Origin of the sequence: Salinicola sp. CPA57 (genome assembly GCF_003206035.1) — a bacterium.
GTDB classification, from domain to species: domain Bacteria; phylum Pseudomonadota; class Gammaproteobacteria; order Pseudomonadales; family Halomonadaceae; genus Salinicola; species Salinicola socius.
On the sequence record NZ_PZJR01000014.1, the window covers coordinates 52,625 to 72,645 of the forward strand.

Sequence of the window (20,021 nt, forward strand, 5' to 3'; positions counted from 1 at the left end):
GACACCGGCGAGGCGGCCATCGATCCAGCGGGTCGAGCCCGCTCATGAGGCGAGCGCCGCGTAGCGGGCAGGGTCGAAACCGACGATCAGCGTGTCGTCGGTACCCGGCTTTGAGCGTTGCAACACCGGGCGCTTGATCAGCGTCGGGTTGGCGAGCATGAGTTCCCGCGCCCGTTCGGCATCGAGCGGCTTCTTGTCTGCCGCATCGAGCTGGCGCCAGCTCGTGCTGCGAGTGTTGAGCAGTGTCTGCCAATCGACGTGGCGCAGGAATTGATCCAGATGTTGTGGATCGAGACCGTCTTCGCGTAGATCGTGATAGCGATACGCGACGTTATCTGCATCGAGCTGACGGCGCGCCTTGCGGCAGGTGTCGCAGGTCTTGATGCCGTAAACGGTAATGGTCATGTCACGGGTCCGTCGAGCGCTTGCGGAGAAGCGGGGGATTATAGGCGCCCACGGACGACGGCTCAAACCGCGCCGGTTCGACGCCAGCCTGGTGTTGGTCAAGGCTCGGTCTGATGGGTGTCGATGGAACGATGATATAGGGTTTTGGTTGCGCTTGACCTAGGGGTGACACCATGGTGCTAGCGTCGGATTTTTCCTGGGAGATAACGAATGATGACTTCAAAGCGCTGGTTGGCCGGTATCGTGGCCGTTGGTTCGCTGGCTTTTGCCATCAGTAGTCTGGCTCAGTCAGAGCGCGATGGTCATGATGAGCATCAGGTTCATTCTGAATCGGACGTCCAATCCAGTGAGGCCGTCGATGCCTACCGTGAGGCAGCGAAGACCATGCAGCACGACATGGAGCTGGCGAATAGCGGTGATCCGGATGTCGACTTTGCTACCGGCATGCTGGCTCATCACATGGGAGCGGTTGCGATGGCCAAGGTCGAGCTCGCCTACGGCAAGGACCCGGAAATGCGGGCGTTGGCTCAAAACATCATTGAGGCTCAGCAGGCTGAGATAGCGCAGATGCAGGCGTGGCTGAAAGCCAACCCTGCGCCGGTCGATTGAGAATATTTAGGGCTGGCCGACCTGAGCGCTATACATCCAGCACTTCATACAGGCGCGCGCGCAGGCGTGCCTGGGCTTCGGGATCGGTCAGCGGCCGGCCGCGCTTGTCGGTGATGAAGAACACGTCTTCGACCCGCTCGCCGAGCGTGGCGATCTTGGCCGTCGACAGCGCGATATCCTGCTCCATGAAGATGCGGCCGACGCGAGCCAGCAGCCCCGGACGGTCGGGGGCGATCAATTCCAGCGAGGTGCGGGCATTGGCCGGGTCCTGTTCGATGATGACCTCGACCGGTACCCGGAAGTGCTTCAGCTGGCGAGGCGTATGACGGCTGACGATCTGCGGATAGTCATCGGGATCGTCGAGTTCCTCGACCAGATGACGACGGATCGTTTCCAGCCGAACGGGGTCGCGGATGGCGTCATCGTCGTCATCCAGCAGGATGAAGGTGTTGAGCGTCCAGTCGTCGCTGGAGGTGGCGATGCGCGCGTCGTGGATCGACAGGCCCAGTTGTTCGATGGCCGCTGCCGTCGCGGCGAACAGGTCGTCGGCCGAGCGCGTATGGATGAACAGCTTGGTGCCGCCCTCGGTCATGTCTTCGCTGGGGGCGCTGACCAGGATCAGCGGCAAGTGGTCGTCGTGATGGGCGAGAATCCCCTGGGTCTGCCAGACGATCTCGCTGGGCGTGTACTGCAGGAAGTAGTCCTCGCCGAAGGTCTGCCAGAGGGCGGTGACCCGGGCGATGTCGGCGCCGATGGCCCGCAGCAATCCAGAGGCTTCTTCGCGGGTCTCGCTGACCCAGCCCTGACGGTCGACCGTATTGTCGAGACCGCGCCGCAGCACCCGGCGGGTCTCGGTATAGAGCTGACGCATCAGCGAGGCGCGCCAGCCGTTCCATAGCGTCGGGTTGGTGGCGCTGATATCGGCGACGGTCAGCACATAGAGATAGTCGAGATGGGTTTCGTCGCGCACGGTGCGGGCGAAGGCGTGAATCACGTCCGGGTCGGAGATGTCCCGTTTCTGGGCTGTCTTCGACATCAATAGATGGTGCTCGACCAGCCACGCGACCAGGCGCGTATCCCAGTGTGACAGCGCGTGCCGGCGGCAGAAGTCGGCGGCATCGACAGCGCCGAGCACGGAGTGGTCACCGCCACGGCCCTTGCCGATATCGTGATAGAGCCCGGCGATCCACAGCAGTTCGAGCTTGGGCAGCTTCTGGATCACCTCGAGGGCGACGGTGTATTCATCGGTCTCCCGTTCTTCGCGAAACCGTTGAAGGAAGCTCAGTAGCCGCAGGGTATGCGCGTCGACGGTATAGATGTGGAATAGGTCGTGCTGCATCAGTCCGACGGCTTCGCCGAACTCGGGGAGATACTTGCCCAGCACCCCGTAACGGTTCATGCGGGTCAGCTGGGTCGGCACGTCGCCACCGCTGCGCAGCAGCTCCATGAACAGGCTTTGATGGCGCAGATCGTCGCGGAAGGCATCGTCGATCAGGTGGCGGTGATCCCGGATCTGACGAATGGTATCGGCGCGAACGCCTTCGATTTCCGGATGCTGGGCCATCAGTAGAAAGAGTTCGAGCAGCGCGCCGGGGCGATAAAGAAAGACGTTGGGATGACGATGCTGAATGTAGCCACCTCGAATCTCGAAGCGCGCATTGATCGGTTTGATCTCCAGCGATTCGCCAGCGTGCAGAATCACTTCGTCGAAATGCTGCAGCAGCATGTCGTTGAGCCCGGCCAGCGCGGTGACATGACGATAGTAGGCTTTCATGAACTGCTCGACCGCGAGGCGCTGCGGGGTGTCGGCGTAGCCGAATAGCGTTGCCAGCGCGCGCTGATGATCGAACAGCAGGCGATCCTCGGCCCGCGCGGCAATCATGTGCAGTGCATAGCGAACCTGCCACAGAAAGGCCTGGCCCTGGCTCAGAATCCGCAGTTCGGCATCGTTCATGAAGCCCTGGGCGACCACATCTTCATAGCGCAGCGGTCCGAAATGACGCTTGGCCACCCAGCCGATCATCTGGATGTCGCGCAGTCCGCCCGGCGCGCTCTTGAGGTTGGGCTCGAGATGGTACTCGGAGTTGTTGTGCTTGTAGTGGCGGGTGATCTGTTCCTGCCATTTGCCCTCGAAAAACGCCGCCGATGACCACATGTGCTGTGTCGACAGCCGCTCTCGCATGGCGCTCCGCAGGCTTTCCGGGCCCGCCAGGGTGCGAGTTTCCAGCAGGTTGGTGATCACGGTGATGTCGGCCCGGGCCTCGCGCTCGCAATCGTCGAGCGAGCGCACGCTCTGGCCGATCTCGAGGCCGATGTCCCAGAGCAGGGTAATGAAGCCTGTCAGCGACTCGCGATAGGGGGTGTCGTCGTTGGTGCCGAGCAGCAGCAGCAGATCGATGTCGGAATGGGGGTGCAGTTCGCCGCGGCCGTAGCCTCCGACGGCGAGCAGTGCGACATTGTCGTCGGGCCAGTCGAAACGCGCCCAGGCAATTTCCAGCAGCCGATCCAGGCACCAGGCGCGACCGTAGACCAGGTCGCGTACATCGGCACCGGCACGGAAGCGTTCGTCGAGGCGCTCGCGGATCGTCCTGAGCGCCTGCTTGAATAGCGGGATCGGCTGGCGATCTCGCGCCAGTGCCTCGCGAAACGCCGTTGCATCGAAGAGCGTCGGGTCCGGATGAAAGCGATAGTGATGCAGCAGCATGCGACGTGCGTCTCCGATGGCGAGGCAATGGCGCGGCGATCAGGCCGTCAGGAAGCTGAAGTCTTCGTCGGAACGCGCTGTCAGAACTTCCACGCCGGAGGCGGTGACCAGCAGGGTGTGCTCCCACTGCGCCGACAGGCTCTTGTCCTTGGTCACGGCGGTCCAGCCATCCTTCAGCACCTTGGTCCGGTAGCCACCGGCGTTGAGCATCGGTTCGATGGTCAGGCACATGCCTTCGGCGAGTTCGGCGTCGGCCTCTGATGCATACCCGTCGTAATGCAGCACCTGAGGCTCCTCGTGGAAGCCGGCGCCGATACCGTGACCGCAGAAATCTCTCACGACCGAGTAGCCGGCGTTTTCCGCGTGAGCCTGGATGACCTTGGCAATGGTCGACAGCTTGACGCCCGGACGGACTTCGGCGATACCTTTATACAGGCTCTCCCGAGTCACACGGCAGAGACGTTCGCCCTGGATGGTATCGCCGATCACGAACATCATGCTGCTGTCGCCATGATAACCGTCGGTCGTCTTCACGGTGATGTCGATATTCATGATGTCGCCATTCTTGAGCTTCTTGTCGAAGTCGGGAATGCCGTGACAGACGACGTGGTTGATCGAGGTGCAGATCGCCTTGGGGAAACCATGGTAATCGAGTGGTGCCGGCGTCGACCCCAGCTCCTTGACGATGAAGTCGTGGCAGAGGCGGTCGAGTTCGCCGGTGGAGACGCCTGCGGTAACGTACGGTGTGATCATCTCGAACACGGCGGCGGCCTGGCGGCCGGCTTCGCGCATTTTCTCGACTTCTTCGGGGGTCTTGCGTGGAATGTTCATGCGCTCTCGCAATGGGGCAATAGGAGAATGAGTCGTTCCGGATGGCGATGAATGGCTCGCCCGGGAGCGGTCTTGGACGTCCGGCGACTTCATCTTGTGCGTCTTCTATGGTATAAATCCGCGCGCTCGACTGCAATTGCCCATCCCTGCGTTCTGCGAAGTGGTGGCCGAGCTTGCCTGCCGTCGGCATTCATGTCGAGGCGCCAGCGCAGCCGAGTCAGTAGCGACGATGGTTCTCCGCGTGATTGCCGCGTCATCAAAAAACACACATGCACCGGCACATGGTCCCGGGTGCCGTGACGGCCTAGCCGTACGGTCGGATCCATGGGGTGTGTGGAAGCCTAACCCGATTCTCCAGGAGTCATCATGGCACAAGTCAATATGCGTGACCTGCTCAAGGCAGGCGCTCACTTCGGTCACCAGACCCGTTACTGGAACCCGAAGATGGGGCAGTACATCTTCGGTTCACGTAACAAGATCCACATCATCAATCTCGAGCACACGCTGCCGGCCCTGCTGGAAGCGACCAGTGTCGTCGAGAAGATGGCCTCTTCCAACAACAAGATCCTGTTCGTCGGCACCAAGCGTTCCGCCAGCAAGATCATCAAGGAAGAAGCCAATCGCGTAGGTCAGCCGTTCGTCAATCACCGCTGGCTCGGCGGCATGTTGACCAACTACAAGACCATTCGTCAGTCGATCAAGCGTCTGCGCGAACTCGAAGCCATGCGCGAAGACGGTACGTTCGAGAAGCTGACCAAGAAAGAAGTCCTGATGGCGACTCGCGAGCAGGACAAGCTCGAGCGTTCCATCGGTGGTATCAAGGAAATGGCGGGTCTGCCGGATGCGCTGTTCGTGATCGACGTCGATCACGAGCGTATTGCGATCAATGAAGCCAACAAGCTGGGCATTCCGGTCATCGGTGTCGTCGACACCAACTCCAACCCGGATGGCGTCGATTACGTCATCCCGGGTAACGATGACTCCATTCGCGCCATCCAGATCTACGTCCAGGCCATCGCCGATGCCTGCGGCAAGGCGAAGGAAGGCCGCCCCGACGATTTCGTCGAGGTGAACGAGACGAGTGAAACCAGCGACGCCGCCCAGTAACGCAAGATGGCCACGGCATCGAGTCTGCGCTGAACCTGCTCCTGCAGAAGGCAGTCGATGTGCCGATATCGGCGCAGACAGAAAGGGGGCTCTATAGCCCCCTTTTTACACCCGGAGCGGTGCCCGCGCGGCACCGCTCGTCAGACGAAACAGCGATCCTCAGGGGTAGAACATGGCAGCTATCAGCGCTTCTCTAGTCAAGGAACTGCGCGAGCGTACCGGTCTCGGCATGATGGAGTGCAAGAAAGCACTGACCGAAGCCGACGGCGATATCGAGCGTGCGATCGAAGATCTGCGCAAGAATTCCGGCCTGAAGGCCGCCAAGAAGGCGGGTCGTATCGCCGCCGAAGGCGCGATCCTGACTCAGGTTGCCGAAGACGGCAGCTGCGCCGCGATGCTCGAAGTCAATTCGGAGACCGATTTCGTCTCTCGCGATGACAACTTCAAGGGCTTTGCTTCCAAGGTGCTGGCCAAGGTGTTCGAGACCAAGTCCGAAGACATTGCCACCATCATGGATGGCGAGCTGGAAGACGCTCGTAACCAGCTGGTGCAGAAGATCGGCGAAAACATCTCCGTACGTCGTGCAGTCGTCGTCGACGCGCCGGAAGGCGGCGTGGTTGGTGCCTACGTCCACGGCGATCGCATCGGCGTGCTGACCGTGCTTACTGGCGGTAGCCAGGAAGTGGCCAAGGACATTTCCATGCACGCAGCGGCGATCAATCCGGTCGTGGCACGTCCGCAGGACATGCCGCAGGCGCAGCTCGACAGCGAGAAGGCGATCATCCTGGCGCAGCCGGACATGGCCGGCAAGCCGGCGGAAATCGCCGAGAAGATGGTTCAGGGCCGTCTCAAGAAGTACCTGGCGGAAAACAGCTTGACCGAGCAGCCGTTCGTCAAGGATCCGAACCAGTCTGTCGCTGAATATGCCAAGGCGGCTGGCGGTGAAGTCGTCGGATTCACGCGCTTCGAGGTCGGTGAAGGTATCGAGAAAGAAGAAGTCGACTTCGCCAAGGAAGTGATGGAACAGGCTCGCCGTAGTTAAGTTTTGCAGGGCCGAGTTTCATCCAGTGCCCAAGGCTGAGGTGTCAGGTAACATTGACTGAACCCGGCCTCATCGATGGCGTGCGCGAAAGCGCACGCCATTGCGTATCCGGCAGATGAGAAGATCATCTGTCATGACCTGCCGACCCGACTCGTCAAACCAGGAGAGAGCGTCATGCCTGAAGTCATCGATCGAACCAGCAAGCCCAGTGAGCGCGGTGATAAATCGGAGCGTGGTGATAAATCAAAGTACAAGCGCATATTGCTGAAACTCTCGGGTGAGGCGCTGACCGGTGAGCAGGAGTTCGGTATCGACCCCAAGGTGCTCGATCGCATGGCGCTGGAAATCGGGCAGCTGGTGGGTATCGGCGTCCAGGTCGGTATCGTGGTCGGTGGTGGCAATCTGTTCCGTGGCGCTGCACTGCACGCGGCGGGCATGGACCGGGTTACCGGCGATCACATGGGCATGCTGGCGACGGTGATGAACGCGCTGGCGATGCGGGACGCGCTCGAGCGCTCCAACATCCGTTCGCGGGTGATGTCGGCGATTCCCATGAGCGGCGTCGTCGAGCACTATGATCGCCGCTCCGCGATTCGCTACTTGACGTCCGGTGACGTGGTCATCTTTTCAGCCGGTACGGGCAACCCGTTCTTCACCACGGATTCCGCGGCCTGCCTGCGTGGCATCGAGATCGATGCCAATGTGGTGGTCAAGGCGACCAAGGTCGACGGCGTCTACGACAAGGATCCGGTCAAGTATCCTGACGCCATCAAGTACGAGAGTTTGAGCTACGATGAGGTGCTGGATCAGAAGCTCGGCGTGATGGATTTGACCGCTATCTGCCTGGTACGGGACCATGATATGCCGGTACGCGTCTTCGATATGACCAAGCCTGGCGCACTGCTGAATCTGGTGGTTGGTGGGCGAGAAGGCACGCTGATTGATTGAGGTATAGGACATGAACGACGATATCAAGAAAGACGCCAGTGCGCGCATGCAGAAAAGCCTGGAAGCGCTTCAGAGCAACTTCCACAAGATTCGCACGGGTCGAGCCCATCCGAGCATTCTCGATGCGGTGATGGTGGACTACTACGGCAGCAACATGCCGATCAACCAGGTCGCCAACATCACGGTCGAAGATGCCCGCACCCTGGCGGTGACGCCGTGGGAACGTCCGATGGTGGCCAAGGTCGAAAAAGCGATCATGACGGCCGACCTGGGATTGAATCCTGCCACGGCCGGTACCGTGATCCGTGTGCCGATGCCGCCGTTGACCGAGGAGACGCGTCGCAACTACATCAAGCAGGCGCGAGCCGAGGCCGAGAACGCGCGTGTTGCGATCCGCAGCATACGTCGTGATGCCAATGGCGATCTCAAGGCGTTGCTCAAGGACAAAGAGATCAACGAAGACGAAGAGCGCCGCGGCGAAGAGGAAATCCAGAAGTTGACCGATAAGCATGTCAGTGAAATCGACCGACTTCTGGAAACCAAGGAACACGACCTGATGCAGGTCTAAGGAACGCAGGCGCCCGTTTTCTACCTGCCGCGGGCGCCGCTACCTACCTGTCTTGCGAGCTATCATGACTGACATGCAGTTGCGCGACGCTCAAGCGGTGTCGTCGATGCCTCGCCACGTGGCGATCATCATGGACGGCAACAATCGCTGGGCGCGCGCCAGGGGGCTCTCCAGCGCACAAGGGCATCGTGCTGGCGTCGAATCGCTGCGTGCGGTCATCCGGCGCGCGGCCGAGCGGCGCATCGAGACCCTCACGCTTTTCGCCTTCTCGAGCGAGAACTGGCGTCGGCCTTCGGCCGAGGTCAGTGCCTTGATGGAGCTTTTCATGCTGGTGCTCAAGCGCGAGGTGAAAAAACTCCACGAGAATGGTATTCGACTCAGCATCATCGGCGATCGCCGTCGTTTCTCCTCGTCTTTGCAGAAGCACATGAGCCGTGCCGAAGCTCTGACTCGCGACAACTCGGGCATGCATCTCGTGGTCGCAGCCAATTACGGCGGTCGCTGGGATATCGCGTGCGCCGCCCAGCGTCTGGCGCGCAAGGTTGCCGATGGCCTGATGACACCCGAGTCGATCGACGAGGAAGCGCTGGACCGCGAGATGTGCCTGAGTCAGGAGCCGCCAATCGATCTATGTATCCGCACCAGTGGGGAGCAGCGAATCTCAAATTTTCTGTTGTGGCAGCTTGCCTACGCGGAGTTCGTGTTTGCGCCGGAGCTGTGGCCCGACTTCGATGGTACGACATTCGATGCGGCGCTCGAGGCTTTTCAGCAGCGTCAGCGCCGTTTCGGCCTGAGCCAGCAGCAGGTCGAGGTTCAGGGTGCTTAGACAGCGTATATTGACGGCATTGATATTGGCGCCTCTGGCGCTTGGTGGCCTGTTCGGGCTATCGGGTGGTGCCTTCGCAGCATTTACCGCACTGGTTCTGCTGCTCGGGGCCTGGGAGTGGGCGCGTCTGGCCGGGTTCGACGACGCTCAGCCGCGGCTGCTCTACACCGCCGGGCTGGCACTCCTGCTGCTGGTCGCCTGGTGGGCGGGATGGCTGCTGGATCGCTGGCCACTGTGGATCGGTGCCATCGGCTGGCTGGCCAATGCCTGGTGGGTGTCGCGCTACCCTCGAGCCACCGGCCAGTGGCAGCCTCCGGCGCTGCGCCTCGGCATGGGCGCGTGGGTGCTGGTGCCCTGCTGGGTCGGGCTCTATCAGCTGCGCCAGGAAGGGAGCGAATGGCTGCTGTTCGTGCTGCTGCTGGTGTGGGTCGCCGATATCGGGGCTTACTTCGCCGGACGTCGCTTCGGGCGCCGCAAGCTGGCCCCGCACGTCAGTCCGGGCAAGTCCTGGGAAGGCGTCTACGGCGGCTGGGTGGCCGTGGCCGTGCTGGTGCTCATCTATGCCGTCTGGCTCTCCTTCGATGTCGCGCAGACGCTGGCGCTGATGGTCGTGGCATGGGGCGTTGCCTTCATCTCCGTCATCGGGGATCTGTTCGAAAGCATGCTCAAGCGCTTCCGGGGCCTGAAGGATTCCAGCCATCTGCTGCCGGGGCACGGTGGCATTCTCGATCGTATCGATAGCCTGACCGCTGCCGTTCCGCTCTTCGCCTTGATTAGCCCCTGGCTGGGATAGCAATCCGATGTCCACATCTTCTCCCCGAAAAGTCACGCTATTGGGTGCGACCGGCTCCATCGGTCGCAGCACGCTGGACGTGATCGGCCAGCATCCCGATGCCTATGAGCTCCACGCGGTGACCGCTCAGCGCTCCCGCGAGGCGCTTTTCGAGATCTGTCGACGATTCGAGCCGGCGCGAGCCGTCATCGGCACGCAGGAAGATGCCAACTGGCTGCGTGCCCAGCTGCGAGAGGCCCGTCTGACGCACATCGATGTCAGTCATGGCGAAGCGGCGCTGCTCGAGGTCTCACGGGCACCGGAGGTGGACGCGGTGATGTCGGCGATCGTGGGGGCGGCAGGATTGTTGCCGACGCTGGCGGCCGTGGAGGCAGGCAAGCGGGTGCTGCTGGCCAACAAGGAAGCGCTGGTCATGTCCGGGGGGCTCTTCATGGACGCCGTATCCCGCCATGGCGCAACGCTTTTGCCTATCGACTCGGAACATAATGCCATCTACCAGTGTCTGCCTATGCAGCACCGGGGCGGGTTATCGGCTCACGGCGTGTCGCGGCTGTTGTTGACCGCATCGGGTGGACCGTTTCGCGAGTGGTCGCTGTCAGCGCTGGAGAGGGTGACGCCGGATCAGGCTTGTGCGCACCCCAACTGGTCGATGGGGCGCAAGATTTCGACCGACAGTGCCACTCTGATGAACAAGGGATTGGAACTGATCGAAGCGTGCTGGCTGTTCGATGCGAAACCTGAGCAGATCGAAGTGGTCGTGCATCCGCAAAGCGTCATCCATTCGATGGTGGGTTATGCCGACGGCTCGATATTGGCCCAGATGGGTAATCCCGACATGCGCATACCGATCGCCTATGGTCTGGCGTGGCCCGCCAGGATCGATGCCGGCGTCGAGCCGCTCGATCTGTTCGCGGTTTCCCGGCTCGATTTCGAAGCTCCGGATGAAGCACGGTTTCCCTGTTTGCGCCTGGCGAGAGAGGCAATGGCTGCAGGCGGCACCGCCCCGGCGAGCCTCAATGCTGCCAATGAGATCGCTGTGCAGGCGTTTCTTGATGGAAAGCTAGCGTTTCTCGGTATCGCACAATTGGTGAAAGCGACGCTCGAAGCGACCGAGGTACGCGCGGCGGACTCGCTCGACGTGATACTGTGCGAGGATGCACGAGCGCGGCAGCTGGCCGAGCGTTTGTTGCACCAACGGTCTTTCCAGAGGGGGCGGGCGTGATGGATACGATCCAGAACGTACTGGCGGTCATCGTCGTACTCGGCCTGCTGATCACGTTTCACGAGTTCGGGCACTTCTGGGTCGCCAGGCGCTGCGGCGTCAAGGTGCTGAGGTTTTCGGTAGGCTTTGGCAAACCGTTGTGGTCGCGTTTCGATCGCCAGGGTACGGAGTACGCCATCGCTGCCATCCCGCTGGGCGGGTACGTCAAGATGCTCGACGAGCGGGAAGGTCCGGTGGCACCGGCAGAGCTCGACCGGGCGTTCAACCGCAAGAGCGTCTGGGCGCGGATCGCGATCGTGGCAGCCGGCCCCATCGCCAACTTCCTGCTGGCACTGGTCGCCTACTGGGCGCTGTTCGTCTACGGCGCCACCACCGTCGCGCCGGTGGTCGGCGACGTGATGCCGGATTCGCCCGCGGCTCAGGGGGGGCTACGCAGCGGCCAGGAAATCGTCAGCATCGAGGGACGCGAGACACCCTCCTGGAATGAGGTCAATCTGCAGCTGATCGCGGCCATCGGCGCCGATGGCGAGCTGCAGTTCACGACGCGCGATCCCGCAGGCGGCGCGACAAGAACCCACGACGTACCGGTGCGGCAGTGGCTGGTGCGGCAGGACCCGCCGCAGCCGATGTCGTCGCTTGGCATCACGCCCTGGCGCCCGCAGGTGCCCGCGGTTCTTGGCCGCGTGCTCGACAACAGCCCGGCCAGCCGTGCGGGATTGAAGGCGGATGATCGCATCGTCAGCGTGGACGGCAAGCCGGTCGACGACTGGGTCGCCTTCGTCGAGGCCGTGCGCCGTCATCCTGGCGTCGAGCTGGCGCTGGAAGTCGAGCGCGATGGCGGCAAGCGCCGCGTGTCGCTGACGCCCGAGTCGAAGCAGGCCGAGGATGGCGAGAACATCGGTTATGTCGGTGCCGCATCACAGACAGTCGAATGGCCTGAGTCCTATCGGCGTGAAATTCGATATGGTCCGATCGCCGCGATCGGGCAGGCTGTGAGCAAGACCGGCGAGATGACCTGGCTGACCGCGGATTCGATTCGCAAGATGATCGTCGGCTGGATATCCCCCTCGAATCTGTCGGGGCCGATCACCATCGCTCGCATTGCCGGCGACTCGGCCCGCAGCGGCGTCGAGACGTTCGTCGGCTTTCTGGCTTATCTGTCGATCAGTCTGGGGGTCTTGAACCTGCTGCCGATCCCGGTGCTCGATGGTGGTCATCTGGCTTATTACCTGATCGAGCTGCTTCGCGGCAAGCCGGTGTCGGAGGCCGCCCAGGCGATGGGTCTGCGTGTCGGCGTGGCGTTGGTCGGATGTTTGATGATGATGGCGCTCTACTTTGACTTGATGCGACTGTAGCGACAGGAACGACAGGAACGACAGGAACGACAGGAACGACAGGAACGAGAGGAACGAGAGGCGACGCTGGCGATGCGAACGGTCAGCGGTCGGCGCCGCAGTGGCGGCGAACGGAAAGACCCCAGGCGTGGCGAGCGATGAGCTTGTCAGTCGTAGGGAGAAATGTATAAGGTGCCTGTTCGATACGCGGGCGGACCCCACAGAAGCGATTGATTGCATGAAACTCAAGACCATCGGATTGGCAGGACTACTGCTGGCCAGCTCTCCCGTTGCGCTGGCGGCACCTTTTGAGATTTCGGATATTCGTGTAGAGGGGCTGCAGCGCGTCTCGGCTGCATCCGTTTTCAACGCTTTCCCCGTCAGTGCCGACCAGACGGTAGACGACCAGCAACTGGGCGAGGCCGCCCAGCAACTGTTCGACACCGGGCTGTTCGACGACATTCGGCTATCCCGCGACAACGACGTGCTGATCGTCAATGTGGTCGAGCGGCCGTCGATCGCCGAGATCAACATCGAAGGCAACTCCCAGATCTCCGACGACGACCTGCGCAAGGGCCTGACCGACGCTGGCCTGGCCGAGGGTCAGGTGCTGCAGCGCTCGACGCTGGAAGAGATGCAGCGCGAGCTTGAGCGTCTCTATCAGTCCCAGGGCCGCTACAGCTCCAGCATCAAGACCTCGGTCGAGCAGCTCGAACGTAATCGGGTTCGCGTCAACATCGACATCAACGAAGGGGAAGTGGCGAAGATTCGCCAGATCAACGTCGTGGGCAACGAGGCCTACGACGACGGCACTCTGAGTGACCTGTTTCAGCTCGAGGACAAGCCGGGCTGGTTCTTCGGCTGGTTCTCCGACGACGAGTATTCCCGGGAGGCGCTTTCCGGTGATCTGGAAACGCTGCGTTCCTGGTATCTCGATCGTGGCTACGTCAACTTCGCCATCACCTCGACGCAGGTCTCGATCAGCCCGGACAAGTCGCGGATCTTCGTGACCATCAACGTCGACGAAGGCAAACGTTACAAGCTCGACCAGATCAAGTTCGACGGCGATCTGAAGATCGACGAATCGATGGCGCGCTCGCTGGTGACTGCCAAGTCGGGAGAGTATTTTTCCCAGAGCAAGTTGACCGAATCTTCGGAAGCGCTGCGCCAGAAGCTCGGCGCCGAAGGCTTCGCCTTTGCCGATATTCAGGCGGTGCCTACGGTCGATGAAGCGGGCGATACCGTGGACATCACTTTCCGCGTCGATCCGGGTCGTCGTGCCTACGTGCGGCGGATCAACTTCGAAGGTAATACCACGACGCAGGACGAAGTCCTGCGCCGCGAAATGGTACAGATGGAGGGCGCGCCGGCCTCGACCGACCAGATATCGCAGTCGCGTCAGCGTCTTGAGCGGCTCGGGTTCTTCAAGCAGGTCGATGTGGACACCCGACCGGTAGCCGGCGAGCCGGATCAGCTGGACGTGACCTACAACGTTCAGGAACAGCCCTCGGGCTCCATTTCGGCCAGCGTCGGGTTTTCCCAGACCGCAGGCGTCATTTATGGCGCTGCGCTGTCCCAGAGCAACTTCCTGGGGACGGGCAATCGCGTCAATATCGGCGCGCAGCGCAGTGACACGTTTACCAACATCAACTTCGGCTTCACCGACCCGTACTGGACGCTCGACGGCATCTCGCGCGGCTACAATGTCTTCTACCGCGAAACCGATTACGAAGACTCCGATATCTCGACCTACTCGACCGATTCCTACGGCGGCAACATCAATTTCGGTTATCCGATCAATGATCTGTCGCGGCTGAACTTCGGTGTCGGGCTCGAGAATCTGTCGATCGATACCTACGACGACACGCCTTCCGAAATCGTCAAGTACACCGACGATGAGGGTGAAGACTTCTTCAATTACAAGCTGACGGCGAGCTGGACCCGCAACAACCTGAACCGCGGGATCATGCCGACGGCCGGTAGCTATCAGCGCGTCTCGCTGGAAGCCGCACTGCCGGGATCGGACGCCGAGTACTACAAGGTGCGTTACCGCGGCCAGAAGCTGTTCGAGCTCAACCCGGACTGGTCGCTCAAGTTCGGCAGCAATCTCGGCTATGCCGATACGCTGGGTTCCAACGATCCTTATCCGTTTTACGAGAACTTCTACTCGGGCGGTCTGGGCTCGGTACGTGGCTACACCGGTAACACGCTGGGGCAGAAGACCACGCAGCGCGGCGATGGGGATGACGATACCCTGGGTGGCAACATTCTGGTCGAGGGCTCTGCGGAGCTGATCTATCCGTTCCCCTGGATCGAGGATCGCCGGTCGCTGCAGACCAGTATTTTCCTCGACGGGGGTAATACCTTCCTCTCCGACTGCTACGAAGTGGTGCCCGGCGATGGTCCGTCCAGCTGTAACAGCGGTGTCAGCCTCGACGACCTGCGCTACAGCGTGGGCCTGGGGCTCTCCTGGCTGACACCGGTCGGCCCGCTGACGTTCAGCGTTGCCAAGCCGCTGAACGAGAAGGATGGTGACGACCCGCAGGTGTTCCAGTTCTCGCTGGGTCAGACGTTCTAGCGCCATCGCACCGGATTCACGGCACGATTCACAGGGCCGTGAATCCGGAGTCAGAAAAATTCCAGATTCCAAGTCAGGCTTTCAAGGAGTTGCCGCATGCGCAAGATAGCAGGAGTTCTCGGGCTCGGTTTGTTGACCATGGTCTCGGTGCCGGCCATGGCCACCGAAGTGGGCGTGCTCGACTGGCGCGAAGCGCTGATGTCTTCCAGTTCCGCCCAAGCATCGATGAATCAGCTGAAGAACCGTATCAGTTCCCAACAGCAGCAGGCGCAGTCGTTGAGCCAAGAGCTGCAGCAGCTGCAGCAGCGGCTGCAGAAGGATGGCGACGTGATGTCGGAATCCGAGCGCAACTCGGTGACCCAGCAGCTGCGTCAGAAGGGTGGTCAGTTCCAGCAGCTGCGCGGTCAGATCTCCCAGGCGCAGCAGCAGGCCGAGCAGCAGTATCTGAAAGGGGCCAAGCCCAAGCTCGATCAGGCCATTCAGCGAGTCGTCGACAAGCATGATCTGGATATGGTCGTCGACCGTGATGCCGTCGTCTATTCCGGCGATAGCCTCGACATTACTTCCGAAGTGACGCAGATCTTCAATTCGCTCAACTGATGATTCAAACCGGCGCCCGTTCATGAAGAGAGATGCTTCCACCTCTTACACGCTTGGCGAGCTCGCCGAGCGGATCGACGCCCGCGTGGTGGGTGATGACACAGTGCGTGTCAGTGGTCTTTCGACGCTGACCGACGCGATATCGACGGATCTGGCGTTTCTCGCCAACCGGGCTTATCTGAAGTATCTGGCGACGACGCAGGCCGGTGCCGTTCTGGTGCACCCGGCGCATGGTGAAAACTGCCCTTGCCCGCGGCTGGAGCTGGAAAACCCGTATCTGGGCTACGCCAAGCTGTCGCGCCTGTTCGATCCGCTGGCCAACCAGGCTTCGCAAGGTGTGCATCCGACGGCAGTCGTATCCCCCGAGGCGACCCTTGGCGAGCGCGTCGAGATCGGCGCTCACTGCGTCATCGAAGCCGGTGTGCACATTGCTGATGATTGTGTCATCGGTGCCGGGTGTTTCATCGGCGCCGACACCGCGATCGGTAGCGGCTCTCGCCTGCACGCCAATGTCACGCTGTATCACGGGGTGATCATCGGTGAGCGGGCGATTCTCCATAGCGGATGCGTCATCGGTGGCGACGGCTTCGGGTTCGCCCATGATGGCAAAGGCTGGGAGAAGATCGCTCAGCTGGGTGGCGTCAGTCTGGGTGACGATGTCGAAGTGGGTAGCTGTTCGAGCATCGATCGCGGAGCCCTGGGCGACACGCTGATCGGCAACGGGGTCAAGATAGACTCCCAGGTGCAGATCGCCCACAACGTTCAGGTCGGCGATCACAGTGCGCTGGCAGGCTGCGTCGGCATCGCGGGTTCCACCAAGGTCGGCCGCCACTGTCTGCTGGGCGGCGGCGTCGGGCTCTCCGGCCATCTCACGCTCACCGACGGTGTCCAGGTGACCGGGATGAGTCTGGTCACGAACTCGATTCTGGAGCCCGGCGTCTACTCTTCCGGCACGGGTTCGATGTCGAATAGTCAGTGGCGGAAGAACGCGGTACGCTTCAAACAGCTCGACGAGATCGCCAAGCGCTTGACGCGGCTCGAGCGCGATATCCGCGACGCTTGAGGATCCGTGACACCCTCGGGGCCGTCACCGGTCGCCTCCCGAGGCTGGCAGTCGTCAGGTGCGCCTGTATAATGCCCGCCCACATGGGTGAACGCCGTTTTGCCGCCCTTTGCCTGCCCTTAGCCAAAGTGTAGGGGCAGGCATTTCGTTATTTCAGAGGTTGTATTGATGATCATGGACATCAACCAGATTCGCGAATATCTACCGCATCGTTATCCATTTTTACTGGTAGATCGCGTGATGGAAATCACGATTGGCGAGTCGATCGTGGCGTACAAGAACGTCAGCATCAACGAACCTTTCTTCAACGGCCATTTTCCTCATCACCCGATCATGCCCGGCGTGCTGATCATCGAAGCGATGGCCCAGGCCTGTGGCATCCTCGGTTTCAAGACCGTCAACAAGCTGCCGGCCGATGGCTACGTCTATTACCTCGTCGGTAGCGATAACGTACGCTTCAAGCGCCCGGTCATGCCGGGTGACCAGCTGCGGCTCGAGGCCAACGTGATCAAGGGCAAGCGCGGTATCTGGAAGTTCGCCTGCCGGGCAACGGTCGGTGACGAGCTGGCCTGCGAAGCAGAAATCATCTGTGCCGAGAGGAAAGTCGCTTGATTCATCCCTCCGCCATCGTCGATCCCTCCGCCCGACTGGCCGACGACGTCGAAGTCGGTCCATTCAGCGTGATCGGAGCCGACGTCGAGATCGATGCCGGTAGCGTGATCGGGCCGCACGTCGTGCTCAAGGGGCCGACTCGACTCGGCAAGCGTAATCGGGTCTTCCAGTTCGCCTCGGTCGGGGAGGACTGTCAGGACAAGAAGTACGCCGGCGAGCCGACGCGGCTCGAAATGGGGGACGACAACGTCGTGCGCGAGAGCGTGACGATCCATCGCGGAACCATCCAGGACCGTGGCGTTACCACCATCGGCAACCGCAACTTGTTCATGGCCTATTCCCATGTGGGCCACGACTGCCTGATCGGCAACGACTGCATTCTCGCCAACCAGGCGACGCTGGCCGGTCACGTGACGCTTGGCGACTTCGCCATCATTGGTGGGCTCTCCGCAATCCATCAGTTTGCCCACATGGGCGAACATGCCATGGTCGGTGGCTGCTCGGCCATCACCAAGGACATTCCGGCGTTCATCATGGTCAGCGGCAATCCGGCGGCACCCCACGGGCTGAACTCGATCGGGCTCAAGCGCCGGGGTTTCTCCGCCGAGGCGATCAAGGCGCTGGGCGAGGCGTACCGCCTGGTCTATCGCAAAGGTCTGACGCTGGAGCAGGCTGTCAGCGAAATCGAAAGCCGTTTCTCGCTCGACGAAACGCAACGCTTCATCGATTCTCTGAAAGTGTCTCAACGCGGCATCATCCGCTAGGAACAGCCTGATGCGCGTCTATCTCGTGGCGGGCGAACTGTCGGGCGACATTCTCGGTGCCGGACTGATGCAGGCGCTCAGGTGTCGCCATCCCCAAATCGAGTTTCGCGGCATCGGTGGCCCGCGAATGCAGGCACACGGGCTCGAGTCGCTCTATCCGCTGGAAACCCTCTCGGTGATGGGTCTGGTCGAGGTGCTCAAGCATCTCCCGGGCCTGATCAAGGTGCGCCGTCATCTCAAGCGAGATGCGCTGGACTGGCGACCTGACATCATGGTGGGTATCGATGCCCCGGACTTCAATATCGGCCTCGAGCGGCAGCTCCATGACGAGGGTATCCGGACCGCGCATTACGTCAGTCCCTCGGTCTGGGCCTGGCGTCAGGGGCGCGTCAAGACGATCGCCAAGGCGGTCGACGGAATGTTGACCTTTCTGCCGTTCGAAGCGGATTTTTACGCGGACCACCACGTGCCGGTCGCCTATGTCGGGCATCCGCTGGCCGACGAGATGCCGCTGGTCAACGACCGTGCTGAAGCCCGGCGAGCGCTCGGGCTGGTTCTCGACGTGCCGACGCTGGCCATGCTGCCGGGCTCGCGCAGCAATGAGGTTCGGTTCCAGGGCGAAATGTTCCTGCGAGCGGCGTCCGCGCTGCGTGCGCATCTCGGCGCCCTGCAGGTGGCAATACCTGCGGCCTCGCCGGAGCGGCGCCAGGAGCTCGAGTCGCTGCTCGGACGGTTTCCGGATCTCGCCGCCAATACGGTCATTGTCGAGGGACGTTCGCGAGAGGTGATGACGGCCGCCGATGCGGTGCTGTTGACGTCCGGCACGGCGGCGCTGGAAGCCATGCTTTGTCATCGGCCCATGGTGGTCGCCTATCGCATGGCGCCAGCGACATACTGGCTGGCCAAGCGGATGGTCAAGACGCGCTGGATCTCGCTGCCCAATCTGATTGCCCAGGAAACGCTGGTGCCGGAGCTGATTCAGGAGGCGGTGACACCCGAATCGCTGGTCGAGACACTGCTGCCGTGGTTCGAGGATGACCAGGCTCGTGCTGCGCTCGAACGGCGTTTCGCGGCACTGCACGCCGAGTTGCAGCGTGATGCCAGCGAGCGGGCCGCCACGGCCATCCTTTCGCTGGCCGAGTACGGGACGCTGGAGCCAGCATCCGGAAGTCTCTGACGAGAAGTGTTTGACGAGAGAAGTCATGCCATTGAAATCTTCGCCATCCGCCTGGCCGGAAATCATCATCGAATACGAGGGGCATCTGCTCGCCGGCGTCGATGAGGTCGGGCGGGGCCCGCTGGTCGGTTCGGTGGTGGCTGCCGCCGTGATTCTCGACCCCGACCGCCCGATCGAGGGTCTGACCGACTCCAAGTGTCTGAGCGCGGTACGGCGCGAGGCGCTCGACGTACAGATTCGCGACCGCGCGCTCGCCTTCGCCGTCGGTGAAGCCTCGCCCCAGGAGATCGATTCGCTCAATATCTATCACGCTACGCACCTGGCAATGCGACGTGCCATCGACGCGCTGCCGACCCCGCCCGAGTATCTGCTGGTCGACGGCAACCGGTTGCCGGGGCATGCCTGCCCGGGGCAGGCCGTGGTCAAAGGCGACCTGCGCCATTCCGCGATCAGCGCGGCGTCGATTCTGGCCAAGGTGGCCCGGGACGCGCAGATGGCCGCGCTCGATCTGCTGTATCCGGACTACGGTTTCTGCCGTCACAAGGGCTACCCGACGCCGGAACATCTCGATGCGCTGGTTCGTCTTGGCCCGCTGGCGGAGCACCGCAGCTCTTTCGCGCCCGTCCGCGCCCGGCTCGCCTGGGCATGAACGATCGACCGTGATGGATCGCGCCGGCTCCCCGGTCTTTATCCATCGGCCCATTGTGGCTCGTGCCGCCTTTAGGCATGCTGATCTTCTCAATGCGCTGGCCATGGCATGCCGCTATCGCGTTGCCAGGCGCATGACCGGGCCTTATCGATCGTATAGCCAGTGTCTGAATTCATTCGCCGCCTGACT

The 20,021-nt window shown here is 61.7% G+C and carries 19 protein-coding genes; 16 read left to right on the forward strand and 3 right to left on the reverse strand.

The annotated features are described in order from the left end of the window. Nucleotides 1-42 precede the first annotated feature (42 nt). Nucleotides 43-405, reverse strand: a complete 363-nt coding sequence (locus tag DOM36_RS16265) for an ArsC family reductase (protein ID WP_075568179.1) — start codon at nt 403-405, stop codon at nt 43-45. Nucleotides 406-615: 210 nt separating this feature from the next. On the opposite strand from DOM36_RS16265, the gene DOM36_RS16270 reads away from it, so the two are divergent. Continuing rightward, a complete protein-coding gene (locus DOM36_RS16270; RefSeq protein ID WP_279626523.1) occupies nt 616-1,014 on the forward strand; it encodes a DUF305 domain-containing protein in 399 nt (132 codons plus the stop codon). A 28-nt stretch (nt 1,015-1,042) separates the two neighbouring features. Here DOM36_RS16270 and DOM36_RS16275 read toward each other — a convergent pair whose 3' ends face one another. Beyond that, nucleotides 1,043-3,718: a [protein-PII] uridylyltransferase gene (locus DOM36_RS16275; RefSeq protein WP_110643724.1), complete on the reverse strand. Its 2,676-nt coding sequence runs from the start codon at nt 3,716-3,718 to the stop codon at nt 1,043-1,045. Nucleotides 3,719-3,757: 39 nt separating this feature from the next. After that, nucleotides 3,758-4,549, reverse strand: a complete 792-nt coding sequence (gene map / locus DOM36_RS16280; protein WP_075568177.1) for a type I methionyl aminopeptidase — start codon at nt 4,547-4,549, stop codon at nt 3,758-3,760. Between the two features lie 366 nt (nt 4,550-4,915). Here map and rpsB point away from each other — a divergent pair, with 366 nt between their 5' ends. The 15 genes from rpsB to rnhB all read left to right on the forward strand — a co-directional run bounded on the left by rpsB (nt 4,916) and on the right by rnhB (nt 19,832). Continuing rightward, nucleotides 4,916-5,656: a 30S ribosomal protein S2 gene (gene rpsB, locus DOM36_RS16285; RefSeq protein WP_075568176.1), complete on the forward strand. Its 741-nt coding sequence runs from the start codon at nt 4,916-4,918 to the stop codon at nt 5,654-5,656. A 172-nt stretch (nt 5,657-5,828) separates the two neighbouring features. After that, complete coding sequence (gene tsf / locus DOM36_RS16290) at nt 5,829-6,698, forward strand: translation elongation factor Ts (protein WP_075568175.1); 870 nt, start codon at nt 5,829-5,831, stop codon at nt 6,696-6,698. 174 nt (nt 6,699-6,872) lie between these two features. Continuing rightward, nucleotides 6,873-7,646 (forward strand): UMP kinase, encoded by a 774-nt coding sequence (pyrH, locus tag DOM36_RS16295; RefSeq protein WP_075568174.1) that lies wholly within the window; start codon nt 6,873-6,875, stop codon nt 7,644-7,646. A gap of 10 nt (nt 7,647-7,656) precedes the next feature. Continuing rightward, nucleotides 7,657-8,214, forward strand: coding sequence for a ribosome recycling factor (gene frr, locus DOM36_RS16300; protein WP_075568173.1), 558 nt, complete (start codon nt 7,657-7,659; stop codon nt 8,212-8,214). A gap of 64 nt (nt 8,215-8,278) precedes the next feature. After that, on the forward strand, nt 8,279-9,040 hold the full coding sequence (gene uppS, locus DOM36_RS16305; protein WP_075568172.1) for a polyprenyl diphosphate synthase: 762 nt from the start codon (nt 8,279-8,281) through the stop codon (nt 9,038-9,040). Then, nucleotides 9,033-9,833 carry a phosphatidate cytidylyltransferase gene (locus DOM36_RS16310; RefSeq protein ID WP_075568171.1) on the forward strand — a complete coding sequence of 267 codons (801 nt, stop codon included), beginning with the start codon at nt 9,033-9,035 and terminating at the stop codon, nt 9,831-9,833. Before uppS ends, DOM36_RS16310 begins: the two co-directional genes overlap by 8 nt. A 7-nt stretch (nt 9,834-9,840) precedes the next feature. Then, nucleotides 9,841-11,055, forward strand: a complete 1,215-nt coding sequence (ispC, locus tag DOM36_RS16315; RefSeq protein ID WP_110643725.1) for a 1-deoxy-D-xylulose-5-phosphate reductoisomerase — start codon at nt 9,841-9,843, stop codon at nt 11,053-11,055. Then, nucleotides 11,055-12,410, forward strand: a complete 1,356-nt coding sequence (gene rseP, locus DOM36_RS16320; RefSeq protein WP_110643726.1) for a sigma E protease regulator RseP — start codon at nt 11,055-11,057, stop codon at nt 12,408-12,410. Before ispC ends, rseP begins: the two co-directional genes overlap by 1 nt. A gap of 217 nt (nt 12,411-12,627) precedes the next feature. Further along, nucleotides 12,628-14,967 carry an outer membrane protein assembly factor BamA gene (gene bamA, locus DOM36_RS16325; RefSeq protein WP_232823889.1) on the forward strand — a complete coding sequence of 780 codons (2,340 nt, stop codon included), beginning with the start codon at nt 12,628-12,630 and terminating at the stop codon, nt 14,965-14,967. Nucleotides 14,968-15,063: 96 nt separating this feature from the next. Continuing rightward, nucleotides 15,064-15,567, forward strand: a complete 504-nt coding sequence (locus DOM36_RS16330) for an OmpH family outer membrane protein (RefSeq protein ID WP_075568168.1) — start codon at nt 15,064-15,066, stop codon at nt 15,565-15,567. A gap of 22 nt (nt 15,568-15,589) precedes the next feature. Then, nucleotides 15,590-16,630 (forward strand): UDP-3-O-(3-hydroxymyristoyl)glucosamine N-acyltransferase, encoded by a 1,041-nt coding sequence (gene lpxD, locus DOM36_RS16335; protein WP_110643727.1) that lies wholly within the window; start codon nt 15,590-15,592, stop codon nt 16,628-16,630. A gap of 168 nt (nt 16,631-16,798) precedes the next feature. Beyond that, on the forward strand, nt 16,799-17,242 hold the full coding sequence (fabZ, locus tag DOM36_RS16340) for a 3-hydroxyacyl-ACP dehydratase FabZ (RefSeq protein WP_075568166.1): 444 nt from the start codon (nt 16,799-16,801) through the stop codon (nt 17,240-17,242). Continuing rightward, a complete protein-coding gene (gene lpxA / locus DOM36_RS16345; protein WP_075568165.1) occupies nt 17,239-18,006 on the forward strand; it encodes an acyl-ACP--UDP-N-acetylglucosamine O-acyltransferase in 768 nt (255 codons plus the stop codon). The genes fabZ and lpxA overlap by 4 nt, the downstream gene beginning before the upstream one ends. Nucleotides 18,007-18,016: 10 nt before the next feature. After that, nucleotides 18,017-19,183 (forward strand): lipid-A-disaccharide synthase, encoded by a 1,167-nt coding sequence (lpxB, locus tag DOM36_RS16350; RefSeq protein WP_110643728.1) that lies wholly within the window; start codon nt 18,017-18,019, stop codon nt 19,181-19,183. Between the two features lie 25 nt (nt 19,184-19,208). Continuing rightward, on the forward strand, nt 19,209-19,832 hold the full coding sequence (gene rnhB / locus DOM36_RS16355; RefSeq protein ID WP_198651311.1) for a ribonuclease HII: 624 nt from the start codon (nt 19,209-19,211) through the stop codon (nt 19,830-19,832). The last annotated feature ends 189 nt before the right edge of the window (nt 19,833-20,021 follow it).